We start from the raw sequence: 22,490 nt of genomic DNA, 5'->3' as shown, positions 1-22,490 counted from the left end.
GGCGGCCCGGCATGTCGCGCAACCGCGCGACATCGATCATTCAAACGAATCCACGCACGCGATGTTTTCGAAACTCACCCGATGGCTCGACACGCGCCGCCGCGACCGCGCGCTACGCACCTACGCGATCGACGACGCGCTCTGGCAGGCGACGCTCGACGGCCTGCCGTTCCTGTCGCATCTGGCGCCCGCCGACCTGCAGCGCCTGCGCGAGATGACGAGTCTGTTCATCGCGCAAAAGGAATTCTCGACCGCGCACGATCTCGAACTGACGGAGCAGATCACCGTCGCGATCGCCGTGCAGGCCTGCCTGCCCGTGCTCAATCTCGGGCTGGAGCTGTATCGCGGCTGGGTCGGCGTGATCGTTTATCCGGGCGAGTTCGTGATCCGCAAGACCGTTGAAGACGAGGACGGCGTCGTGCATGAAGTCGAGCACGACGCGAGCGGCGAAGCGTGGGAAGGCGGACCCGTGATCCTGTCGTGGGAAGACGCGCAGATGACGGACGGCTCGGACGCCTACAACGTCGTGATTCACGAGTTCGCGCACAAGATCGACATGGTGACGGGCGAAGCGGATGGCCACCCGCCCCTCTTTCGCAGGCTCCATGCGCCGCTCGACGCCGCCCAATGGGCGGACGTGTTCGACCACGCATACGACCGGTTCTGCGCGAAGGTGGACGCCGTGCCGGACCGCCGCTGGGCGCGCTTCGAGCGCGAATCGCTGATCGATCCTTATGCAACCGACCATCCGTCGGAATTTTTTGCCGTGTGCAGCGAGGCGCTGTTCGTGAAGCCGCGCGAGTTCGACGCGGAGTATCCCGAGCTATACCGGCTGCTCGCGCGCTATTACCGGCAAGACCCCGCGCGCACGGGCGCGCTCGGCGACGTAAACGTCTGATTCGAAAAGAAAAATAACTGAAAGCAACCAAGCGCCGCGGCTGCCAGAAAACTGCCGAAAACCTCGTCAAAGGTCTGATTTTCTGGCATAATCGCCGTTTTTCGACCTTAGGCAAGTGGCTCGCGGTTGCGGAATCCTCCGGCTCCCGGGTTGGCTACCGCCAGACTAAAGGAAAGACCATGAAAGAAGGCATTCACCCGAATTACCGCGAAGTCCTGTTCGTCGATATGTCGATCGACTTCAAGTTCGTGACGCGCTCGACCATCCAGACGAAGGAAACGGGCGAATTCGAAGGCAAGACGTACCCGCTGGCGAAGATCGAAGTTTCGTCGGAATCGCACCCGTTCTACACGGGCCAGCAAAAGATCATGGACACGGCAGGCCGCGTCGAGAAGTTCAACAAGAAGTTCGGCGCCCGCGCTTCGGGCAAGGCCGGCAAGTAATACCCCGGGAAGTGACACACGGGTGGCCCCGACTATCGTCCGGGCCGCTACGATGCAAAAAGGGCAGCGAAAGCTGCCCTTTTTTGTCGGTGGACGCTTTATCGGCACACCGCCCGGGTTCGCATCGGCAATCCGCCCGGCCCTCGCCCGTTTATCTGCTGTGCAACTGTCTGTAAGGCAGCGTGTGACGCGCACCGCGCCACCCGTCTACAATGCCGCATGTCTGATTTCGAGACGCCTCCTGCGCTTTACCAATAACTCACGGCTGCCACGCGCGCGGCCCCACACGAACACCGCATGAGATCTGTCGTTCGCCTCACCGCCTCCGCCACCAGCGCGCTGCCGCGCTGGCTGCTGCTCACCATCTGCGTCGTGTATGCGTCGTTTGGCCTGTTCGGGCGCGACCCGTGGAAGAACGAGGATGCAGCCGGTTTCGGCGTCATGTGGACGATGGCCAACGGCTCCCTGCACGACTGGCTGCTGCCGAATCTGGTGGGCAAGTACATGACGTCGGACGCGCCGCTTGGCTACTGGCTCGGCGCGAGCGCGATCCGCGTACTGGACCCGCTGGTCGATGCAAGCAATGCGTCGCGCGTGTTCACTGGCCTGCTGTTCTGTGCGGCGTGCGCGTTCGTCTGGTACGCGGCCTATCTGCTCGGCCGCCGGCCCGAGGTGCAGCCGTTCAAATACGCATTCGGCGGCGAGCCCGAGCCGCGCGACTATGGCCGCACGCTCGGCGACGGCGCGCTGCTGATCCTGCTCGCCACCTTCGGCCTCGCCGAGCGCGGCCACGAAACCACGCCGCAAATCGCACAGTTCGTCTGCATCGCGATGCTCGTCTACGGTCTGGTGCGGATGGTCGACAAACCCGTCCAGGGCGCACTGATCTGGGGTGGCGCGATCGGCCTCGTCACGTTGACGAGCAGTCCTGTGCTGGTCGGCGCGCTGCTGATCGGCACCTTCGCGATGATGGTGATCGTCCACGAGACGCACTGGCGCACGCTGATGCTGGCCGGTCTGCCCGTCGCGCTGGCGCTGTCGGTGGCGTGGCCGCTGGCGGCCATCGCGCTCTATCCCGATGACGCCGTCTGGTTCCTCCAGCAGTGGATGCGCGGCAGTCTGCATGCGTTCGCGGGCCCGTATGGCTCGACGCTGCTCTACGCCCTCAAGAACCTGTCGCTGTTCGCGTGGCCCGCGTGGCCGCTCGCGATCTGGGCGTGGTTCAGCTGGGCCGGCCTGCGGCGCGCGCCGCACATCGCGATTCCGCTGTCGGTGATCGCGCCGATGCTGGTTCTCGTCGTGCTGCAAAGCCACGGCTCGAACCGTCTGTTCATCCTGCTGACGCCCGCGCTCGCGGTGATCGCCGCGTTCGCGCTGCCGACGCTCAAGCGCGGCGCGATCAACGCGATCGACTGGTTCGCGGTGCTCAGTTTCACCGTGCTGGGCTCGTTCGTGTGGCTGGTGTGGCTCGCGGGCATGACGGGCTTTCCGCATCAGCTGGCGCGCAATCTTGCGCGCCTCGCGCCGGGCTTCACGCCGCAGTTCAAGATTCTGTCGTTCGTGTGCGCGGTCGCCGTGACCGTCTGCTGGTTCGTGCTGGTGCAATGGCGCGTGGCGCGTCATCCGAAGGTGCTGTGGCGCAGCGTCGTGCTGTCGAGCGCAGGCACGACGCTGATGTGGGTGCTGCTGATGACACTGTGGCTGCCCGTCGTCAACTACAGTCGGACCTACAAGGACGTCGCCCAGCAGATCGCCGCGCACCTGCCGTCGGACTACAACTGCATATCGCCCGCTCGCCTGGGCGACGCGCAGATCGCCACGTTCGCCTACTTCGGCGACATGCATTTTTCGTTCGACGAAGACTGCGACGTGCTGCTGCGCCAGGACACGCAGGACTTCGGCGAGCCGAGCGCGATGTCCAACTTCGTCTGGAAGCTCGTCTGGGAAGGCCGCCGCGTCGCCGACCGCGACGAACGCTTCCGCCTGTACGTGCGTATCGACCGGCCGCAGCCGCCCGTCAAGCGCCGCCCGTGGCGCCCGAAGAAAACTGGCTGACCATGTTCGCCGATGTGCGGAAAATCGCCGGGCTGGCGTGGCCCGTGCTGATCGGCCAACTGGCCATCATCGCGTTCGGGGTGATCGACACGGCGATGGTCGGCCGCTTCTCCGCAACCGATCTCGCCGCGCTCGGCCTTGGCTCGTCGATCTACATTTCGGTGTATATCGGTCTGACGGGCATTCTGACGGCGCTGCAACCGATCGCCGGTCAGCTCTACGGCGCGGCGCGCTACGAGGAAATCGGCGAGGAAGTGCGCCAGGCGCTGTGGCTCGCGCTGGCGCTCGCGGTAATCGGCTTTCTGATTCTCTTCTTCCCTCACCCGCTGCTGCAGCTTGCGCGAGCACCCGAGGCGCTGCGCGAGCGCACCGTGTCCTATCTGCAGATACTCGCGTTCGGCTTGCCCGCGAGCCTCGCGTTCCGCGTCTATAGCTCGCTGACGAATGCCGTCGGCCAGCCGCGGCTCGTGATGATCCTGCAGATCGGCGCGCTGCTGCTGAAGCTGCCGCTCAACGTGTTGCTGATTTTCGGCAAGCTCGGCTTGCCGGCGCTTGGCGGTCCGGGCGCCGCGCTCGCCAGCATTCTGATCAACTGGACGCTTGCCATCGTCGGCATGACGGTGATGACGAAGCTCGACGTGTTCCGGCCTTTCGCGATCTTCCGGCATTTCTGCTGGCCGGTGTGGCGGCGTCAGGCGGCGCAGTTGAAGCTCGGCGTGCCGATGGGGCTGTCGTATCTGATCGAGGTGACGTCGTACACGTTCATGGCGCTCTTTATCGCGCGCTTCGGCACGACGACGCTGGCCGGTCATCAGATCGCGGGCAACATCGGCGCGGTGCTGTACATGACGCCGCTGTCGATCGGCATCGCCACCTCGACGCTCGTTGCGCAGGCGCTCGGCGCGCATCGCTACGAAGCGGCGCGCACGCTCGCGCGGCACGGCATTGCGATGGCGGTGGCGATCGCGTGCTGCTACGGCGTGATCGTGCTCGCGCTGCGGCCCGTCATCATCGCGGGCTACACGCCGAACGCGCATGTCGCGCAAGCCGCGATGCCGCTCGTGCTGATCGTCGTGTTCTATCACCTGTGCGACGCGCTGCAGATCACCTCGGCGTTCGTGCTGCGCGCGTATCGAGTGGCCATCGTGCCGACCGTGATCTATGCCGTTGCGTTGTGGGGCGTCGGGTTGGGCGGCGGGTATGCGCTCGGGTTCGACGTCGGCGGCTGGGTGCCCGAATCGTTCACGGGCGCGCGTGGATTCTGGCTCGCGAATGCGGCGAGCCTGCTGATCGCGGGCATCGGTCTCGCCTTGTATTTGCGGTCGATCAGCGCGCGGTCGGTGCGGCTGGGCGCCGCGCAGCAGGCGGACAGCGCGGCCTGATTCGCTTGCAGCCGGCGCTACCGCAGTGGCGCTCGTCCTCCGTGCCGACCGACAGCACCGCCCTGCTGCTCCGCAACCGACGATCTCCCTCTACAGACCGGGTTTTTGGAACGGGCCGCGTACGCCAGTTTGGAGAATGTTATTAAAACAGACCGTTAGTTGCACTCGAACCCTTCCGCCAACCCGCCGCCGATCATCCAACGACTCAGACTGCGGCCTCCGCCGCTTCCTCTTCATCGCGCCGCTCGAACACCTCGCGTGCCGCGAACAGCGCATTCAACGCCGCCGGAAATCCCGCATACACGGCCATCTGCATGAACACTTCGACGATCTCCTCGCGCGTGCAACCGACGTTCAACGCCGCTTCGATATGCACCTTGAGTTGCGGCTGCGCGTTGCCGAGTGCGGCCAGCGCAGCGATCGTCGCGATTTCCCGCGCGCGCAGGTCGAGTTGCGGACGGCTATACACGTCGCCGAACGGGAACTCGATCAAGAGCCGCGCGAAATCCGGCGCAATCGGCGCGAGCGATGCGATCACCTTCTCCCCTGCCGTGCCGTCGATTTCCTTCAGCTTGTCCCAGCCGCGTGCATAACGATCGTCGTGTGCGTGATTCATGGCGAGTCCTTTACATATGAGTTGTCGATTCATCCTGTCGATGCCTCACGTTCGGCCGCCTCGTAAAACGCGATCTTGTCGCTGATCGCGTCGAGGTTGGTCTGCAACTCGGCGATGCGCGCGAGCACGGCGTCGCGATGCTCGATCAGCATCGCGCGCCGCGCGCCGAACGTCGCGTCGCCTTCGGCACGCAACGCGGCAAACGCCTGCATGCCGGCGATCGGCATCCCCGTCGCCTTCAGACGCATCACGAATTGCAGCCAGTCGAGATCGGCGGGCGCATACAGGCGATGCCCCGCGTCCGTGCGGCCGATCGACCGCAACAATCCCGCCTGCTCGTAGTAACGCAGCGTATGCGTGGAGACGCCGCTCGTCGCGGCGACCTGACCGATGGTGAGAGCTTTCGACATGACGGAACTCAGGTTAGGACTTCGAGTGAACTCTAAGTCAAGCGCTATCTGATAATGCGTGACTTTGCGTGACAATGCGTGGGATTCAAGCGTGATCCTACCTGTGAAGCAGGTTGGGAACGTCGAAAGCGTCAGTTAGAATCGGCTCCCATCCGAAAGAAAAATGAAACCGGGAGCGCAGTCGATGCAAAGCGGCACCGTCAAACGTCAAGCGATATGGGCAGCCGCAGCGGCTGCGATGCTCGGTTTCCTCATCAGCGTCACATGGCGCGCCGATGCAGCGCGCATCACGCAGGTCACGCCACAAGGCAAGGTCGCGCAGGTCCGCCAGGTGGTCGTCAAGTTCGACGAATCAATGGTCGCGTTCGGCGCCCCCGATCTGCCCGCGCCCGCGCGTATCAAGTGCAACGACGCATCGGCGAGTGCCGGCCAGCCGCGCTGGATCGACGGCAAAACCTGGGCATGGGACTTCACCGCCGATCTGCCGCCCGGCGTCGCCTGCTCGGTGGATCTGAACGACGGGTTGAAATCGTCGGCGGGCCAGGCGTTGACGGGCCCGCGTCACTACACGTTCGAAACAGGCGGCCCGTTCGTGCAGAACGTGCAGCCCTACGGGGGCGAAATCGAGGAAGACCAGGCGTTCGTCGTACGGCTCAACGGTCCGGCGACGGATGCGTCGGTGCGACAGCACGTGTGGTGCGAATCGAGCGGCCTGGGCAACCGGATTCCCGTGAAGAACGTCGATGCCGCCACGCGCACCGAACTGCTCAAGCGCTTCCGTCTGCAGAAGGAAGCGGCCCGCGTGCTGACGCTGCAATGCCAGCAGACGCTGCCGTCCGGCACGAAGGCGCAACTCGTCTACGGCAAGGGCGTCGCGAGTCCGAGCGGCATTGCCAACGACGTCGAGCGCCGCTTCGACTTCAACGTGCGCGAACCCTTTGCCGCGAGCTTCAGTTGCGAGCGCGAGAACGCGAAGGCGCCTTGCACGCCGTTGCGTCCGCTGCGCGTGCAGTTCAACGCGCCCATCCTGCGCACCGATGCGGAAAAGATTCGCATCAAGGGGCCCAACGGCGAGATCAAGCCAGGCTTCTCCCCTGACGACAAAGACCCGCAAACCAGCACCGTCGAATTCGCCGCGCCGCTGCCTGAGCGCACCGATCTGACCATCGAGCTTCCTGCGAATCTCAAGGACGTCAGCGGCCGCGCGCTGAGCAACGCGGACCTCTTTCCGCTGAAGACCGCGACGGCGCCGATGCCGCCGCTTGCGAAGTTTTCGTCGGGCACGTTCGGCATCATCGAGCGTTTCGCGGAACCGGGCATGCCCGCGCTCGTGCCCGTCACGCTGCGCAACGTCGAGGCCGATCTGCATATCGCGGGGCTCAATGCGGGCAACGCGCAGTTCACGAAGTTGCGCGTCGACGCCGACGGCGATATTCGCCGCTGGATGCGCAACGTCGACCGTTTCGACGGCTTCATGATGGACCGCCAGTCGATCAACCAGCAGATGCCGCAACTGCTCGCGCACAATCCGCGTCCCGTGATCGTGCCGCGCCGGGCCGAGGACTCGGACCCAGCCGAGGACCGCAAGAATCCGCTGATCGACATACGTTCGCTGTCGCTGCTCGCGGGTCAAGCGAACGTCGAAACGCTCGCGCTGCCGAAGGCCGATCCGAAAGCGCTGCGGCCTTTCGAAGTAGTCGGCGTGCCCGTGACGAAACCGGGCTTCTATGTGATCGAACTCGCGTCGCCCGCGCTCGGCGCATCGCTGCTCGGCAAGCAGGCGCCGATGTACGTGCGCACGGCCGTGCTCGTCACGAACCTCGGCGTGCACTTCAAGCAAGGCCGCGAGAATAGCGTCGTGTGGGTGACGACGCTCGACAAGGGCCAGCCCGTGCCGAACGCCGACGTGTACGTGAGCGACTGCAACGGCGACGAGCTTGCATCGGGCAAGACCGACGCGCACGGCGTGCTGACCATCAACCAGTCGCTGACGTCGCGCAACGAATGCAGCGAAGACAGCTTCGAAGGCTTCTTCGTGTCGGCGCGCATCGACGATCCGAAGACGGGTCACGACATGGCCTTTGTGCGCTCCGACTGGAATCGCGGCATCGAAGCGTGGCGCTTCAACGTGCCGACCGACACGAGCATCGAGCAGACCGTGCGCGCGCATACCGTGTTCGACCGCACGCTGCTGCGCGCGGGTGAGACGGTGTCGATGAAGCACATGATCCGCGTCGAGACGATGCACGGCCTCGCTTTCCCGAAGACCTACCCCACGCGCCTGACGATCCGCCATCTCGGCAGCGGACAGAGCTGGCATATGCCGCTGAAATGGAGCGCCGATCACACGGCGGACTCGACCTTCGCGATTCCCGCCGCGGCGAAGCTCGGCGAATACAGCGTGTCGCTCGATGACGGCGATGCAAGCGCGGCATCGAACGACGACACATCGAACAACGACAGCGACGACGACAGCAGCGCCGACTCGGCCCGCCATCGTTATTCGTCGGGCAGCTTCCGCGTCGAAGAATTTCGCCTGCCCGTATTCAAAGGCTCGATCGCCGTACGCGACGAAAAGAACCACCCGCTCGTTGCCGCGAGCGAAGCGCCCGTCACGCTGCAGATCGACTACATGTCTGGCGGCGGCGCGTCGGGCCTGCCCGTGCAGGTCTCGGCGCTGATGAAGAGCACGACGCCCGCTTTCGCCGGCACGTATCCGGAGTTCAGCTTCGCGCCGTACAAAAAACGCAACGACGCCAACGCGTCGTCCAATGACGAAGAAAGCGAACAGGCGGCCGACGACGACACGTCGAAGCTGGTCGCCGACAAGGAACCCGTTACGCTCGATCGCAACGGAGCCGGCAGCCTGAGCCTGAAGAATCTGCCGCAAGTGGATGCGCCGAAACGTCTCGCGCTCGAAGCGACCTTCGCCGATCCGAACGGCGAAGTGCAGACCATCAGCGGCAACGCGACGCTGTGGCCCGCCGCCGTCGTCGCGGGCGTGAAGTCGGGGCAATGGGTGTCGGTCGGCAATGCGGTGCCCGTGAAGGCGCTCGCCGTCGATCTGCAAGGCAAGCCGCGCGCGGGCGTGCCGCTCGAGGTGCGCGGCATCGCGCGTATCACGATCACGTCGAGAAAGCGCATGGTCGGCGGCTTCTATGCGTACGACAACCACACGGAAACCAAAGACCTCGGCACGCTGTGCAGCGGCAAGAGCGACGACCACGGCCTGATGAGCTGCGACGCGAAACTCAAGGAAGCGGGCAACGTCGATCTCGTCGTCACCGCGAAGGACGGCGAGGGCCATGCATCGACGGCCACGACTTCCGTGTGGGTCACGCGTGAGGAAGACCTGTGGTTCGGCGGCGAAAACACCGACCGCATCGACGTGCTGCCCGAAAAAAGCGCCTACGAACCCGGCGAAACGGCGCGCTTCCAGGTACGCATGCCGTTCCGCTTCGCGACCGCGCTCGTCGCCGTCGAGCGTGAAGGCATCGTCGAAACGCATGTCGTGAAACTGGACGGCAAGGACCCGACTGTCGAGCTGAAAGTGAGCGAAGCGTGGGGGCCGAACGTGTATGTGTCGGTGCTAGCGCTGCGCGGACGCATCCGCGAAGTGCCGTGGTACTCGTTCTTCACGTGGGGCTGGAAGGCGCCGCTCGAATGGGCGCGCGCGTTCTGGTACGAAGGCCGCTACTACGAAGCGCCGACACCGCTCGTCGATCTGTCGAAGCCCGCGTTCCGCTACGGTCTGGCCGAGATCAAGGTCGGCACGGCCGCGCACAAACTGGCTGTGACAGTCACGCCCGACGGGAAGTCGTACACGGTGCGCGGCAAGGCGCATGTGAAGCTGCGGGTGCAAATGCCCGGCGGCAAGCCCGCGCCCGCCGGCACGCAGATCGCCGTCGCCGCTGTCGACGAAGCGCTGCTCGAACTGATGCCGAACAACAGCTGGGACGTGCTCGACGCGATGCTGCAACGGCGCGCGTATGGCGTCGAAACGTCGACTGCGCAGATGGAGATTGTCGGACGCCGGCATTTCGGCCGCAAGGCCGTGCCCGCTGGCGGCGGCGGTGGACACAGCTCGACGCGCGAACTGTTCGACACGCTGCTGCTGTGGAACCCGCGCGTGACGCTCGATGCGAACGGCGAAGCGTCCGTCGACGTGCCGCTCAACGACGCGTTGACGAGCTTCCGTATCGTGGCGATCGCGGCCGTCGGCGACGGCACGTTCGGCACGGGCAGCGCATCGATCCGCAGCACGCAGGACCTGCAACTGATCTCCGGCTTGCCGCCGCTGGTGCGCGAAGGCGACCAGTTCCGCGCGCAGTTCACGGTGCGCAACACGACCACGCGTGCAATGAAAGTGGTCGTCACGCCGAACGTGGCGGGCCTGTCGTTGCAAGCGCAAACCGTCGATATCGCCGCCGATTCGGCGCGCGAAGTCGCCTGGACGGTCACGCCGCCCGACGGTCTTTCCGAGGCAAACCCCGCTGCGTTGACCTGGAACATCGGCGCAGCGGAACAAGGCGCATCGCACGCGACCGACGCGCTCAAGGTCACGCAACGCGTGACGGCCGCGATTCCCATCACCGTGCAGCAGGCAACGCTCACGCAGGTCGACGGCACGTTCTCGCTGCCCGTCGCCGCGCCGCCGAACGCCACGGCCACGCAAGCGGGCGCGTTGCGCGGCGGCATAGCCGTGTCGCTGCAATCGAAGCTGTCGGACGGCATGCCGGGCGTGCGCCGCTGGTTCGAGCGCTATCCGTATAGCTGCCTCGAACAGCAGACGTCGGTTGCGCTCGGCTTGCGCGACCCGGCACGCTGGCAAGGCGTGCTCGCGCGCATGCCCGTCTATCTCGACAAGGACGGTCTCGCGAATTACTTCCCGCCCGGCGACGACAGCGGCAACACGGGCAGCACCACGCTCACCGCGTATCTGCTGTCCGTGACGGACGAAGCCGCGAAGCTCGACCCGCGCTTCGCGCTGCCCGACGAACTGCGCGCGAAGCTCGAAGGCGGCCTGGTCAGCTTTGTCGAAGGCCGGCTCGAACGCAACTTCTGGGCACCGCGCAAGGATCTCGATCTGCGCAAGCTCGCCGCGCTCGAAGCGCTGTCGCGTCACGGCGCCGCGCGCGCGAGCATGCTCGGCTCGATCGAAATTGCGCCGAACCAGTGGCCGACCTCGGCCGTGCTCGACTACTACGCGGTGCTGTCGCGCGTGAAGGACATTCCACAACGCGACGACAAGCTCGCGCAGGCCGAGCAGATCATCCGCGCGCGGCTCACGTATCAGGGCACGCGCCTCACCTTCTCGACAGCCGACAACGACGATCTGTGGTGGCTGATGTCGGGCACGGAGACCAATGCGGCGCGCACGGCGCTCACGTTCGTCGATATGCCCGGCTGGAAGGACGAGATGCCGCGCCTCGTCGCGGGACTGCTGGCGCTGCAGAAGAACGGCGCATGGCAGACGACGACGGCCAACCTGTGGGGTTCGATTGCCGTGCAGCGCTTCTCGCAGGTGTTCGAGAACGTGCCCGTGACGGGGCTGACGAAGCTGCAACTCGGCTCGACGGACAAGACGATTTCCTGGGCCCAGCCCGCCGCTGCGTCCAGCTACGCGTCCGCAACGGCCATCACGAAGACGGCCGACACGCGCAGCCAGTTGCTGCCGTGGCCGCCCGAAACGCGCAGCGCGCCCATGTCGTTGACGTTGACGCACGACGGCACGGGCAAGCCGTGGGCGACCATCGAAAGTCTCGCCGCGGTCGCGCTGAAAGCACCGTTCGCCGCCGGCTACCGGATCACCAAGACGGTCACGCCCGTCGATCCCGCCGTCAAGGGCGTGAACACGCGCGGCGATATCGTGCGCGTGCATCTGGATATCGACGCCCAAACGGACATGACCTGGGTCGTCGTCAACGACCCCGTTCCGGCAGGCGCGACGATACTCGGCTCGGGCCTCGGCCGCGATTCGGAAGCCGCGACACAAGGCGAGAAGTCGAAGGGCGAGGCGTGGCCGGCCTTTGTCGAACGCGGTTTCGACGGCTATCGCGCGTACTACGATTACGTGCCGAAGGGCAAGTTCTCGGTGGAGTACACGGTGCGGCTGAACAACGTCGGCACGTTCGGTCTGCCGCCGACGCGCGTCGAAGCGCTCTACGCGCCGTCGACGTTCGGCGTGCTGCCGAATGCCGCCGTCGTCGTGAAGCCGGCGGCGGCTGCGAAGTAAGGAGAACGTGTGATGCGTGGATGCACGGATGCGATGGGCTGCCATGCTCTGCTCAAATGGCGGAGCGGGCGCATCGCGTTTGCGCGCATCGCGCTGTGCGCCCTGTTGCTTGCCGAGCCGCTCGCCGCGCGCGCGCTGCCCGCGTTCGACGATGTACGCACGCAATGGCGCAGCTCCGACTGGCTGCTGCTGTCGCGCGACGGCGTGCCGCTGCAACGCACGCGCATCGACAAAACCGAGCGGCGCGGTGACTGGGTCGCGCTGGCGGACGTCTCGCCGGCGCTGCGCGAAGCGATCGTCGTATCGGAAGACAAGCGCTTTTATGAACACAGCGGCGTCGACTGGCGCGGCGCGGCGGCCGCCGCGTGGGCGAATCTGTGGAATACGCGCACGCGCGGCGCGTCGACGGTCACGATGCAGCTGACCGGTCTGCTCAACGACGACCGGGAGCGTTCGGGGCAACGCTCGATCGCGCAGAAGGCGAATCAGGCCGTCAGCGCGCTATGGCTCGAACACACATGGCGCAAGGATCAGATTCTCGAAGCGTATCTGAACCTCGTGCCGTTTCGCGGCGAGACGATCGGCCTGTCCGCGCTGTCGATCACGCTGTTCGGCAAGGCGCCTTCCGGTCTCGACGAACGCGAGGCCGCCGTCGCCGCCGCACTGATCCGTGCGCCGAATGCGCCGTACGCCAAGGTCGGCGAACGCGCATGCCGCATCCTGCGCGACATGCAGGCGCCCGAGCGCTGCGTGAATCTCGCGGCCTTCGTGCAACTCGCGTTCGCGCGCCCTGCTCCCGCCTGGCTGTCCGTCTCCCCCGATGCGCCGACGCTCGCGCCGCACGTCGCGCGCCGCATCGCGAGCGAAACGCATCCCGTTGCGGGCGCGCGCGTGACGAGCACGCTCGACGCAAAACTCCAGCGCTTCGCAAGCGATACGCTCACCCGCACGCTGGTCGAACTCAACGCGCCCGCGCATCCGCGCAACGTGCACGACGGCGCCGTGGTCGTACTCGATAACGCGACGGGCGAAGTACTTGCGTGGGTCGGCTCGTCGGGTGGACTGTCGGGCGCGCGCGATGTCGATGGCGTGCTCGCGCGCCGCCAGGCGGGCTCGACGCTCAAGCCGTTCCTCTATGCACAGGCCATCGACGAACGCCGCCTCACCACGGCCTCGCTGCTCGACGACGCGCCACTCGATCTGGCGGCGGGCGGCGGCCTGTATATACCTCAAAACTACGACAAGGACTTCAAGGGCTGGGTCAGCGTGCGCACGGCGCTCGGCTCGTCGCTGAACGTGCCTGCCGTGCGCACGCTCGTGATGGTCACGCCGCATCGCTTCGCGAAGACGCTCACCGCGCTCGGCTTGCCGCTCGAACAAAGCGGCGACTACTACGGCTACTCCCTGGCGCTCGGCAGCGCGGATGTGACGCTGCTGTCGCTGACCAATGCGTATCGCGCGCTGGCCAACGGCGGGCTCGCCGCGAAAGCTTTCGACCTGCCGCGCCGCACGCAGCCCGCCCCGCTCGCGCGGCAACGCGTGTTCAGCGCCGACGCGAGCTACATCATCACAACCGTTCTGTCCGACAACAACGCGCGCACGCGCACGTTCGGCTTCGACAGTCCGCTCGCGACGCGCTTTTTCTCGGCTGTGAAGACGGGCACCAGCAAGGACATGCGCGACAACTGGACAGTCGGCTATACGTCGCGCTACACGGTCGGCGTGTGGGTCGGCAACGCGGATGGCCAGCCGATGTGGGACGTGTCCGGGGTGACGGGCGCGGCGCCGATCTGGGCCGCTATCGTCGGCTATCTGCACCGGCGCGTGCCGAGCGTCGCGCCGCGTGCGCCGGCAGGTGTCGTGCAGACGCGCGTGCGCTTCGACGGCAATATCGAGCCCGCGCGCAACGAGTGGTTCGTCGACGGCACGCAAACGCAGACAGTCGGACTGGCTGCGAACGCCGTTTCATCCGACGACGCGAGCGGCGTCGCGCGCGCATCGGGCAAGGCGGCCGCTTCGGCTTCGAATGCCGCGCCGCGCATCGGCTCGCCGACGGACGGCACGCTGTTCGCGCTCGACCCCGACATTCCCGCCACACGCCAGCGGGTCGTGTTCGAACGCGCGAGCGGCGCGTCGGGGCGCGCCAGCTGGCGCCTCGACGGCAAGCCGATCGGCGGCGAAGCGCGCGTGCTGTGGCTGCCGTGGCCGGGACGCCATGTGCTCGAACTCGTCAATGCGGATGGCTCGAGCGCCGATTCGGTGCGCTTCGAGGTGCGCGGCGCGACCGCGCACCAGGCCGTGCCGCCGCGCGCCGGCAAGCCGGGTACGGCACACGCCCGCGCGGCGTCACAGCCCGCTCAAACTCCTCTGACATCCCCGCTGCAAGACAGCACAACGAACGGGCAAAAGCTTTAAATTTGGTGAGCTTGCATTGCCTTGTCATGATGCGAACGGTATAAATCGGCCGATTCGCGCCTCGTCTCGCGCCGTTCGGTGAAAGAGGACAGCAAATTGTCCTATGCTTGAACGCAGTGCTTGCTCAAATGGAAGCGTCGTCCGTTCCCGGCTACCTGTTTGCCCTCAATGGAGTGATTGCCATGTTGAAAAAGCTGTTGATGCTGATCGCCGTGCTCGTCCTGTCGCTGTCGGCGGGATTGGCGGCCGCTGTCGAAGTCAATTCCGCCGACCAGGCCGCGCTTGAATCGGTCAAGGGCATCGGCCCCGTCCATGCCAAGGCGATCATCGACGAACGCACCAAAAATGGCCCATTCAAGGATGCCGACGACCTCGCCAACCGGGTCAAGGGCATCGGGCAAAAGTCGGTGAAGAATCTCGAAGCGGCTGGCCTGACGATCAACGGCTCGTCGGCGCCGCCGACAGGCGCACCCGCCAAGGCGCCGGCGGGCACGATGTCGAAGTCCGCACCCGCACCCGCCGCGACCACGGCGCAAACCCCGGCGCCTGCCGAGGCCGCCTCGGGCGGCAAGGCGTCGAAGTCGAAGAAGAGCAAGGCCGATGCGGCCGCGGCCGCGTCCGCGCCTGCCACAGCGTCGGACACGACGGCTTCGAAGTCGAAGAAATCGAAGAAGAGCAAGGCTGCGTCCGCTGCGTCGGGCGTATAAGGACGCGCAATCCAGCCGCGTCCAGTCGCCGCACTGCCTCACGCCTATATCGACGGCCATTGCTGTCACTATTGGTGCCGCGCTCCGCGCGGCGTTCCGTTCCCCGCCGGCGCACGCTTCCCCCGCGTCGCACCGGCTTCTCAAGAGAGATTGTCATGAGCCTACTCGACTCCCTCGGTTCCATGCTCGGCGGCGGCAACTCGCCGCAAGGCGGTGGCCAGGCTGCGCTGATCGCCGCCGCACTCGAATTCGTCAACAACCAGCCGGGTGGCCTGAACGGCCTGATCCAGCGCTTCCAGCAAAACGGCGCGGGCGACATCATCGGCTCGTGGGTCGGCACGGGCGAAAACCAGCCAATCGCCGCCGACACGCTGCATAACGTGCTCGGCTCCGAAGCTGTTACCAATATGGCGGCAAAAGTCGGCGTCGAACCTTCGATGGTGACGGGGCTGCTGTCGCAAGTCCTGCCGCACGTCATCAACGCGGCGACGCCGAACGGCGAAGTGCCCGCCGACGGCAAGCTCGATGCAGGCGGCGTGTCGGGCGCATTGGGCGCACTCGGCCAGCTCGCGGGGCTGTTCGGCAACAAGAATGCCTGAACGCCGCGGTTCGCCACACGCGGCCTCTTTGACGCGCTGAGTATAAAAAAAGGGCAACGAAGTGATTCGTTGCCCTTTTTGCTTTGCACGGGAACGCAGGCGTCGACCTTCGACGCTCCGTTCCACTGACGCCTTAGTGCACGACCCGCTCGAACACGAGCTTGCCGTTCTCGACCTCGACGGGGATCACGTCCTTCGGACCGAACTTGCCGGCCAGAATCAGCTTCGCGACGGGGTTCTCGATCTCCTGCTGGATCGCGCGCTTCAACGGCCGCGCGCCGAACAGCGGGTCATAGCCGACCTTGCCGATCAGTTCCAGCGCCGCATCCGATACGACCAGCTGCATGTCGAGCTTCGCCAGCCGGTCGTGCACGCGCTCCAGCTGGATCTTCGCGATCGACTGGATGTTCGAGCGATCGAGCGCATGGAACACGACGACGTCGTCGATCCGGTTCAGGAATTCCGGCCGGAAATGCAGCTTCACTTCCTCCCAGACGGCATCCTTCACGGTCTCTTCCGGCTGGCCGATCATCGACTGGATCACCTGCGAGCCGAGGTTCGAGGTCATCACGATCACCGTGTTCTTGAAGTCCACGGTGCGGCCCTGGCCGTCCGTCATGCGGCCGTCGTCGAGCACCTGCAGCAGCACGTTGAAGACGTCTGGGTGCGCCTTCTCGATCTCGTCGAGCAGGATCACGCTGTACGGCTTGCGGCGCACCGCTTCCGTCAGATAACCGCCCTCCTCGTAGCCGACGTATCCCGGCGGCGCGCCGATCAGGCGCGCGACGCTGTGCTTCTCCATGAACTCGCTCATGTCGATGCGAATGAGGTGATCTTCCGCGTCGAACAGGAAGGCGGCGAGCGCCTTGCACAGCTCCGTCTTGCCGACACCCGTCGGGCCGAGGAACAGGAACGAGCCATACGGACGGTTCGGGTCCGACAGACCGGCACGCGAACGGCGGATCGCATCGGCGACGGCGCTGATCGCTTCGTCCTGGCCGACCACGCGCTGATGCAGCTTCTCTTCGATCTGCAGCAGTTTTTCACGCTCGCCCTGCATCATGCGCGACACGGGGATGCCCGTCGCGCGCGACACGACCTCGGCGATTTCCTCGGCGCCGACCTGCGTGCGCAGCAGGCGCGGACGCGTCGGATTGCTCTGCTCTTCCGCTTCGGCCTTGGTGACCGCCTTCAGTTGCGCCTCGAGTTGCGGCAGCTTGCCGTACTGAAGCTCGGCGACCTTCTCCAGCTTGCCTTCGCGTTGCAGGCGGGTGATTTCCGCGCGCGTCTTCTCGATCTCTTCCTTCAGCTGCGCGCTGCCCTGCACGGCCGCTTTTTCCGCCGTCCAGATTTCTTCGAGATCCGAATATTCGCGGTCGAGCCGCTCGATTTCTTCCTCGATCAGTTGCAGGCGCTTCTGCGACGCTTCGTCCTTTTCCTTCTTGACGGCTTCGCGCTCGATCTTCAGCTGGATGCGGCGACGATCGAGCCGGTCCATCTCTTCCGGCTTCGAGTCGATTTCCATCTTGATCTTCGACGCGGCTTCGTCGATCAGGTCGATGGCCTTGTCCGGCAGGAAACGGTCGGTGATGTAGCGATGCGACAGTTCCGCCGCCGCGACGATCGCCGGGTCGGTGATGTCGACGCCGTGGTGCAGCTCATAGCGTTCCTGCAAGCCGCGCAGGATCGCGATGGTCGCTTCGACGCTCGGCTCGTCGACGAGCACCTTCTGGAAGCGGCGCTCCAGCGCGGCATCCTTTTCGATGTACTTGCGATATTCGTCGAGCGTGGTCGCGCCGACGCAATGCAGCTCGCCGCGCGAGAGCGCCGGCTTGAGCATGTTGCCCGCGTCCATCGCGCCTTCGGCCTTGCCCGCGCCGACCATCGTATGGATTTCATCGATGAAGACGATGGTCTGGCCTTCGTCTTTCGCGATGTCGTTCAGCACAGCCTTCAGCCGCTCTTCGAACTCGCCGCGATACTTCGCGCCCGCGAGCAGCGCCGCCATGTCGAGCGACAGCACGCGCTTACCCTTGAGCGTCTCGGGCACTTCGCCGTTGACGATGCGCTGCGCGAGGCCTTCGACGATGGCCGTCTTGCCCACCCCCGGCTCGCCGATCAGCACCGGGTTGTTCTTGGTGCGGCGCTGGAGGATCTGAATAGAACGGCGAATTTCGTCGTCGCGGCCGATCACCGGATCGAGCTTGCCCGCGCGGGCGCGCTCGGTCAGGTCGATCGTGTATTTCTTCAGCGCTTCGCGCTGGCTTTCGGCGTCCTGGCTGTGCACCTGCGCGCCGCCGCGCACGGCCACGATGGCCGCTTCGAGCGACTTGCGCGACAGGCCGTGCTCGCGCGCGAGACGGCCCGCTTCGCCTTTGTCGTCGGCGATGGCGAGCAGGAACATTTCGCTCGCGATGTAGGTGTCGTTGATCTTCTGCGCTTCCTTGTCGGCCTGGTTCAGCAGACCCGTGAGATCGCGGCCGATCTGCACGTTGCCGTCCGTGCCCTGCACTTGGGGCAGACGCGTGATGGCGTCGGCCAGCGCCGTTTGCAGCGCCTGCACGTGCACACCGGCGCGCGACAGCAGCGAGCGCGCGGAGCCGTCCTGCTGCGCGACGAGTGCCGCTAGCAGGTGGACGGGCTCGATGTACTGATTGTCATGACCGACGGCAAGGCTTTGCGCATCGGCCAACGCTTCCTGGAATTTAGTGGTGAGTTTGTCGACTCTCATCTAGGAGACCTCCAAATTTCGATTACCACCAAAATGAGGCGTTTTCTGCCGGTTTCAAGCGTTTTTTTGCATCAGGGAGAGAGAATTTACACGCCAGCAGCACGATCGTGCGGGACGCGTGAACGGAGCCGGAAGCCCGCCGGCACAACCACCGAGTGTAGCCCGGCGCTGGATCGTACGAAAGCGACGGACGAAGCCGCACGCACGACCCGGCGCGGATGGCCGGCGGGCAGCCGGACAGTTCGGAACGGCAGGCCGTCCAGGCCTGCGGGCGCGGGGCGCGGGGCGCGGGCGCGAGGCGCGACGTACGCCGGACCGGGCGAGCGAGCGTTAGACGAAACCTCCGGGACGCGATGCTTGCTCCACCCGAAGGCCCTCAGGTGCCCGTCGACACAGCGGGCACGATCGGCACGACGGCGGCCGAGGGCTTCAACCCGAGCAGCGACATCAGCGGCGACGCCGGCTCGGCGATGTCGCGGATCGTAAAGCTGTCGAGTTCACGGAAGAAGGCCGAGCGCGCGGATTCGAAGACGTGCTTCAGCCGGCATTGCGACTGAATGACACACTCGCGATGCACGCCGCTTGCGTCGGCGCCGTTGAAGCAGGCGACCAGCGCAAAGTCGTTCTCGGCCGCCCGCACCACTTCGCCGATGGTCAGCGACGACGAATGTTCGTACAGCCGCAGACCGCCATTGCGCCCGCGCACGGTCTCGACCCAGCCAAGTTCGGCGAGCCGCTGAACCACCTTCATCAGGTGGTTCTTCGATATGCCATAGGCATCGGAAATATCTTGGATTGTTGCCAGTCCTTCGGAACGAACCGCGAGGTAAAGCAGCACGCGCAGCGAGTAATCGGTATAGTCTGTGAGTCTCATTGAAAGGCAAATCGCGACGGAGTCAGCGTGCGGAATGTTCACGCCGGCTCCACTAACGCCGGTACTGCTGCCGCGCAATAACATGCGTGTATAACACATCTTATTGCCACGTTTATCTCGTTATTTCGCGTAACTATAAACGGTAACTTTCCTTTTAAGCGCACTTTTTCTGATTTTAGAGCGCGAGCGCCTAAAACGTTTGCGATGACGGGTTTGCCCCGACTCAGTTTTGTTCCAGATATGAAGTCCGATAATTCTTCAGATATTCCCGCTATCGAACCACTCCCCACGCGCTACGTCGAGCCCTCCGAGGACAACATCCGCGAGCTCGTCTACGCGTTTTACGACCGCGTACGCGCCGACGCGCTGCTCGGCCCCGCATTCGAGCAGAAGCTCGCCGGACGCTGGGACGAGCATCTGCCGAAGATGTGCGTGTTTTGGGGATCGCTGGTGCTGGGCGCGAAGCAGTATCGCGGCAACGTGCAACAGGCGCACATGCCGCTCGCGGGCCTCGAGCCGCGCCACTTCAGCCGCTGGCTGTTCCTGTTCCTGGACACGGTCGAGTCACGTTACGAACCGGCAGCCGCCGTGCGCTTCATGGAACCGGCGCTGCGTATCGCGCAGAGCCTGCAGCTGAGCAAGTTCGGTTGGGACTATCGGATTCCTGCCGAACAGCAGGATTTGCTGGACCGGATCGCGCCGCGCCGCCGCTCGCGCGACGAGCACATGGACGAACATGCGCAGCCGCGCGGCGAGCCATTTCCGGCAAAAATCATCGGTAAATCGCGCGACGACGATTAAGCTGATCGAACGGTCAGGATTAATCGTGCGATTCGAAAATGGGGACTCGAGAATCGCGATTTAACATTTCGCGCGGGATTAACGCTTACCCGTTATTTTTTTGAAACGTTCAATGAATAACGTTTAATCTGCTTTCGAATCAGCGCGAATTCTGCGATTTCAATCCCCAGCGCGCGAGGGCCTCGTCGTCGGCCACGCGCGCATCGACCCAGCGCTCGCCGCTTGCCGTCTTCTCTTTCTTCCAGAACGGCGCCTGGGTCTTCAGGTAGTCCATGACGAACTCGCACGACGCGAATGCGTTCCCGCGATGCTTCGACGTCGTCGCGACCAGCACGATCTGGTCGAGCGGCATCAGCTTGCCGACGCGGTGCACGATCAACACCTCGGTGCCCGGCCAGCGCTCGCGCGCCGCGTCCACGATCGCCTCCAGCGACTTCTCCGTCATGCCCGGATAGTGCTCGAGTTCCATGGCCTGGACGGTTTCGCCTTCGTTGATGTCGCGCACCGTGCCGACGAAGCACGCCACGGCGCCTACCTTCGGATTCTGCGCACGCAACGCGGCCACTTCCGTCGACAGGTCGAAGTCTTCTGTCTGGACTCGGACGGTCATATCGTTCCTCGCTGGCTGATTCAGCCGCCCGTGACGGGCGGAAAGAACGCGACTTCGCAGCCGTCGGTGAGACGCACGTCCTCGTTCGTCATCACATGATTGAAGGCCATACGCAGCGCGCGGCCTTCAGCGAGCGTCTCGTCCCACACGCCGCCCCGCCCGCGCAGCCACGCACGCACGTCGCCGAGCGTCGCGATGCCTTCGGGCACATCCACGACTTCGTGGGACCGGCCGAGCGCTTCACGCACGCTCGCAAAATATTTCAGCTGGATGTTCATCGTCGGTAACAGCCCAATTGCGGCCCCTGGGGCCATGCTCAGTTCAGCAACTCGGAAAACGGGATGAAGCGCACGGTCTCGCCGGCGCTGATTGCATGATTCGGCGGATTGTCGATCAGGCCGTCGCCCCAGACCGTCGACGTCAGCACGGCGGAACTCTGGTTCGGGAACAGATCGAGGCCGCCCGCGGCGTTGACGCGCGCGCGCAGGAATTCGTTGCGGCGATCGGCCTTTTGCTGGGTGAAATCGGCGCGCAGCGACAGCGCGCGCGGCGTCACCGTGCGCACGCCGGCGAGGCGCAGCAGGAACGGTCGCACGAATAGCAAAAACGTGGCGAAGGTCGAGACGGGATTACCCGGCAGGCCGATGAAGAAGGTTTCGTTCGAGCCGGTGTTTTGCGCATCGGGCGCCGACGTGCGGCGAATCGCGCCGAACGCGAGCGGCTTGCCGGGCTTCATCGCGATCTGCCACATCGACAGACGCCCTTCCGCCTCGACGGCGGGTTTCACGTGATCTTCCTCGCCCACCGACACGCCGCCGCAGGTGAGGATCAGGTCATGACCTTGCGCGGCTTCACGCAGCGTTTTGCGAGTCGCGTCGAGTTTGTCGGGCACGATGCCGTAGTCGGTCACTTCGCAACCGAGCTTGTGCAGGAGGCCCGTCAGCGTGAAGCGGTTGGAGTTGTAGATCGCGCCGGGCTTGAGCGGCTCGCCGGGCATGGTCAGTTCGTCGCCCGTGAAGAAGACGGCGACTTTCACGCGCCGCACCACGTCCAGATTCGCGCAACCCACGGACGCCGCGAGTCCCAGCGCCTGCGGCGTAAGCCGCGTGCCCGCGGGCAGGATTGTCGCGCCCTGGCGGATGTCGGCGCCCTGTTGCGTGATCCATTCGCCCGCTTTCGGTGTGTGCAGGATCGTCACTTCGTCGCCGGCCGCTTCCGTCTGCTCCTGCATCACGATGGCATCGGCGCCGGGCGGCACCGTTGCGCCCGTGAAAATGCGCGCCGCCGTGCCTTCGGCGAGCGGCTGTGGCGCGTGGCCCGCCGGGATGCGCTGCGAGATGGGCAGACGGCGATCGCCCTGCGACAGCTCCGCGACGCGCACTGCGTAGCCGTCCATCGAACTGGTGTTCATCGGCGGGACGTCGAGCGGCGAGATGACGTCGGACGCGAGTACGCGGTTGATGGCTTCCAGGGTTGGCAGCGTTTCGTTGCCGGCGATTTGCGCGGCGGCGCCTAGTAGGGTCGCCAGGGCGTCGGCGGTCGAGAGCATCGGTGCGCGCTGCGCAGGTGATGGTGTGGACATCGGAGCGGGTGAGGACGATTCGGAAAGAATCATTGTAGCGGGAGGACAGGTTTTTTTTATCTGCGATGCTGGGGGTTTACCCGGAGCACGCGCATAGCCGATGACAGGCGACAGTACATTGAGTACCAGCGC

Annotated in this window: 16 protein-coding genes; 9 read left to right on the top strand and 7 right to left on the bottom strand. The window is 65.1% G+C overall.

From position 1 onward, the window contains the following. Positions 1–61: 61 nt before the first annotated feature. From KFO72_RS30190 to KFO72_RS30175, 4 genes are all read left to right on the top strand, one after another. The gene (locus KFO72_RS30190) at positions 62–898 is read left to right on the top strand and encodes a M90 family metallopeptidase (RefSeq protein WP_225033673.1); all 837 of its coding nucleotides are present in this window, start codon (positions 62–64) and stop codon (positions 896–898) included. Positions 899–1,077: 179 nt separating this feature from the next. Beyond that, entirely contained in the window at positions 1,078–1,341 is a 264-nt protein-coding gene (locus tag KFO72_RS30185; RefSeq protein ID WP_036005045.1) for a type B 50S ribosomal protein L31, read from the top strand. A gap of 297 nt (positions 1,342–1,638) precedes the next feature. Then, positions 1,639–3,396 carry an ArnT family glycosyltransferase gene (locus KFO72_RS30180; protein WP_054930403.1) on the top strand — a complete coding sequence of 586 codons (1,758 nt, stop codon included), beginning with the start codon at positions 1,639–1,641 and terminating at the stop codon, positions 3,394–3,396. Positions 3,397–3,398: 2 nt separating this feature from the next. Continuing rightward, positions 3,399–4,778 carry an MATE family efflux transporter gene (locus KFO72_RS30175; protein WP_225033678.1) on the top strand — a complete coding sequence of 460 codons (1,380 nt, stop codon included), beginning with the start codon at positions 3,399–3,401 and terminating at the stop codon, positions 4,776–4,778. Positions 4,779–4,983: 205 nt separating this feature from the next. On the opposite strand, the gene KFO72_RS30170 is transcribed toward KFO72_RS30175, so the two are convergent. Both KFO72_RS30170 and KFO72_RS30165 read right to left on the bottom strand, forming a co-directional pair. Further along, a complete protein-coding gene (locus KFO72_RS30170; RefSeq protein ID WP_054930402.1) occupies positions 4,984–5,394 on the bottom strand; it encodes a carboxymuconolactone decarboxylase family protein in 411 nt (136 codons plus the stop codon). 29 nt (positions 5,395–5,423) lie between these two features. Continuing rightward, the gene (locus KFO72_RS30165) at positions 5,424–5,804 is read right to left on the bottom strand and encodes a MerR family transcriptional regulator (RefSeq protein ID WP_054930401.1); all 381 of its coding nucleotides are present in this window, start codon (positions 5,802–5,804) and stop codon (positions 5,424–5,426) included. A 184-nt stretch (positions 5,805–5,988) separates the two neighbouring features. Between KFO72_RS30165 and KFO72_RS30160 the strand changes: the two genes are divergently transcribed. From KFO72_RS30160 to KFO72_RS30145, 4 genes are all read left to right on the top strand, one after another. Further along, positions 5,989–12,039, top strand: a complete 6,051-nt coding sequence (locus KFO72_RS30160) for an alpha-2-macroglobulin family protein (RefSeq protein ID WP_225033672.1) — start codon at positions 5,989–5,991, stop codon at positions 12,037–12,039. 33 nt (positions 12,040–12,072) lie between these two features. After that, positions 12,073–14,454 (top strand): penicillin-binding protein 1C, encoded by a 2,382-nt coding sequence (gene pbpC / locus KFO72_RS30155; RefSeq protein WP_412101810.1) that lies wholly within the window; start codon positions 12,073–12,075, stop codon positions 14,452–14,454. 182 nt (positions 14,455–14,636) lie between these two features. After that, the gene (locus KFO72_RS30150; protein ID WP_054930407.1) at positions 14,637–15,161 is read left to right on the top strand and encodes a ComEA family DNA-binding protein; all 525 of its coding nucleotides are present in this window, start codon (positions 14,637–14,639) and stop codon (positions 15,159–15,161) included. Positions 15,162–15,235: 74 nt separating this feature from the next. Next, positions 15,236–15,760, top strand: coding sequence for a YidB family protein (locus tag KFO72_RS30145; protein WP_374727118.1), 525 nt, complete (start codon positions 15,236–15,238; stop codon positions 15,758–15,760). Between the two features lie 133 nt (positions 15,761–15,893). Here KFO72_RS30145 and clpB read toward each other — a convergent pair whose 3' ends face one another. Beyond that, entirely contained in the window at positions 15,894–18,491 is a 2,598-nt protein-coding gene (clpB, locus tag KFO72_RS30140; RefSeq protein WP_054930398.1) for an ATP-dependent chaperone ClpB, read from the bottom strand. A 376-nt stretch (positions 18,492–18,867) separates the two neighbouring features. Continuing rightward, on the bottom strand, positions 18,868–19,365 hold the full coding sequence (locus KFO72_RS30135) for an Rrf2 family transcriptional regulator (RefSeq protein WP_054930397.1): 498 nt from the start codon (positions 19,363–19,365) through the stop codon (positions 18,868–18,870). Between the two features lie 240 nt (positions 19,366–19,605). On the opposite strand from KFO72_RS30135, the gene KFO72_RS30130 reads away from it, so the two are divergent. After that, on the top strand, positions 19,606–20,166 hold the full coding sequence (locus KFO72_RS30130) for a group III truncated hemoglobin (RefSeq protein WP_054930396.1): 561 nt from the start codon (positions 19,606–19,608) through the stop codon (positions 20,164–20,166). A 139-nt stretch (positions 20,167–20,305) separates the two neighbouring features. Here the strand turns inward: KFO72_RS30130 and moaE are convergent, their stop codons facing one another. Genes moaE through glp form a run of 3 tightly spaced genes read right to left on the bottom strand, consistent with a single transcriptional unit; the run spans position 20,306 to position 22,325 of the window. After that, positions 20,306–20,776, bottom strand: a complete 471-nt coding sequence (gene moaE / locus KFO72_RS30125; protein ID WP_054930395.1) for a molybdopterin synthase catalytic subunit MoaE — start codon at positions 20,774–20,776, stop codon at positions 20,306–20,308. 20 nt (positions 20,777–20,796) lie between these two features. After that, positions 20,797–21,054 (bottom strand): molybdopterin converting factor subunit 1, encoded by a 258-nt coding sequence (moaD, locus tag KFO72_RS30120; RefSeq protein WP_054930394.1) that lies wholly within the window; start codon positions 21,052–21,054, stop codon positions 20,797–20,799. 38 nt (positions 21,055–21,092) lie between these two features. After that, the gene (glp, locus tag KFO72_RS30115) at positions 21,093–22,325 is read right to left on the bottom strand and encodes a gephyrin-like molybdotransferase Glp (protein WP_107203647.1); all 1,233 of its coding nucleotides are present in this window, start codon (positions 22,323–22,325) and stop codon (positions 21,093–21,095) included. Positions 22,326–22,490: the final 165 nt, after the last annotated feature.

Origin of the sequence: Paraburkholderia sp. XV, from assembly GCF_020177535.1 — a bacterium.
Lineage (GTDB): Bacteria > Pseudomonadota > Gammaproteobacteria > Burkholderiales > Burkholderiaceae > Paraburkholderia > Paraburkholderia caribensis.
Note: the sequence above shows the minus strand (reverse complement) of the source record. Positions and strands in the feature narration are given on the sequence as shown.

What these genes read in the sequence shown, in the direction of transcription:
- moaD (WP_054930394.1), bottom strand. Translation starts at nt 21,054, where the DNA reads ATGAACATCCAGCTGAAATATTTTGCGAGCGTGCGTGAAGCGCTCGGC.
- KFO72_RS30180 (WP_054930403.1), top strand. Translation starts at nt 1,639, where the DNA reads ATGAGATCTGTCGTTCGCCTCACCGCCTCCGCCACCAGCGCGCTGCCG.
- KFO72_RS30135 (WP_054930397.1), bottom strand. Translation starts at nt 19,365, where the DNA reads ATGAGACTCACAGACTATACCGATTACTCGCTGCGCGTGCTGCTTTAC.
- glp (WP_107203647.1), bottom strand. Translation starts at nt 22,325, where the DNA reads ATGCTCTCGACCGCCGACGCCCTGGCGACCCTACTAGGCGCCGCCGCG.
- KFO72_RS30190 (WP_225033673.1), top strand. Translation starts at nt 62, where the DNA reads ATGTTTTCGAAACTCACCCGATGGCTCGACACGCGCCGCCGCGACCGC.
- KFO72_RS30150 (WP_054930407.1), top strand. Translation starts at nt 14,637, where the DNA reads ATGTTGAAAAAGCTGTTGATGCTGATCGCCGTGCTCGTCCTGTCGCTG.
- KFO72_RS30130 (WP_054930396.1), top strand. Translation starts at nt 19,606, where the DNA reads ATGAAGTCCGATAATTCTTCAGATATTCCCGCTATCGAACCACTCCCC.
- KFO72_RS30185 (WP_036005045.1), top strand. Translation starts at nt 1,078, where the DNA reads ATGAAAGAAGGCATTCACCCGAATTACCGCGAAGTCCTGTTCGTCGAT.
- pbpC (WP_412101810.1), top strand. Translation starts at nt 12,073, where the DNA reads ATGGGCTGCCATGCTCTGCTCAAATGGCGGAGCGGGCGCATCGCGTTT.
- KFO72_RS30170 (WP_054930402.1), bottom strand. Translation starts at nt 5,394, where the DNA reads ATGAATCACGCACACGACGATCGTTATGCACGCGGCTGGGACAAGCTG.
- KFO72_RS30175 (WP_225033678.1), top strand. Translation starts at nt 3,399, where the DNA reads ATGTTCGCCGATGTGCGGAAAATCGCCGGGCTGGCGTGGCCCGTGCTG.
- KFO72_RS30160 (WP_225033672.1), top strand. Translation starts at nt 5,989, where the DNA reads ATGCAAAGCGGCACCGTCAAACGTCAAGCGATATGGGCAGCCGCAGCG.
- moaE (WP_054930395.1), bottom strand. Translation starts at nt 20,776, where the DNA reads ATGACCGTCCGAGTCCAGACAGAAGACTTCGACCTGTCGACGGAAGTG.
- KFO72_RS30165 (WP_054930401.1), bottom strand. Translation starts at nt 5,804, where the DNA reads ATGTCGAAAGCTCTCACCATCGGTCAGGTCGCCGCGACGAGCGGCGTC.
- clpB (WP_054930398.1), bottom strand. Translation starts at nt 18,491, where the DNA reads ATGAGAGTCGACAAACTCACCACTAAATTCCAGGAAGCGTTGGCCGAT.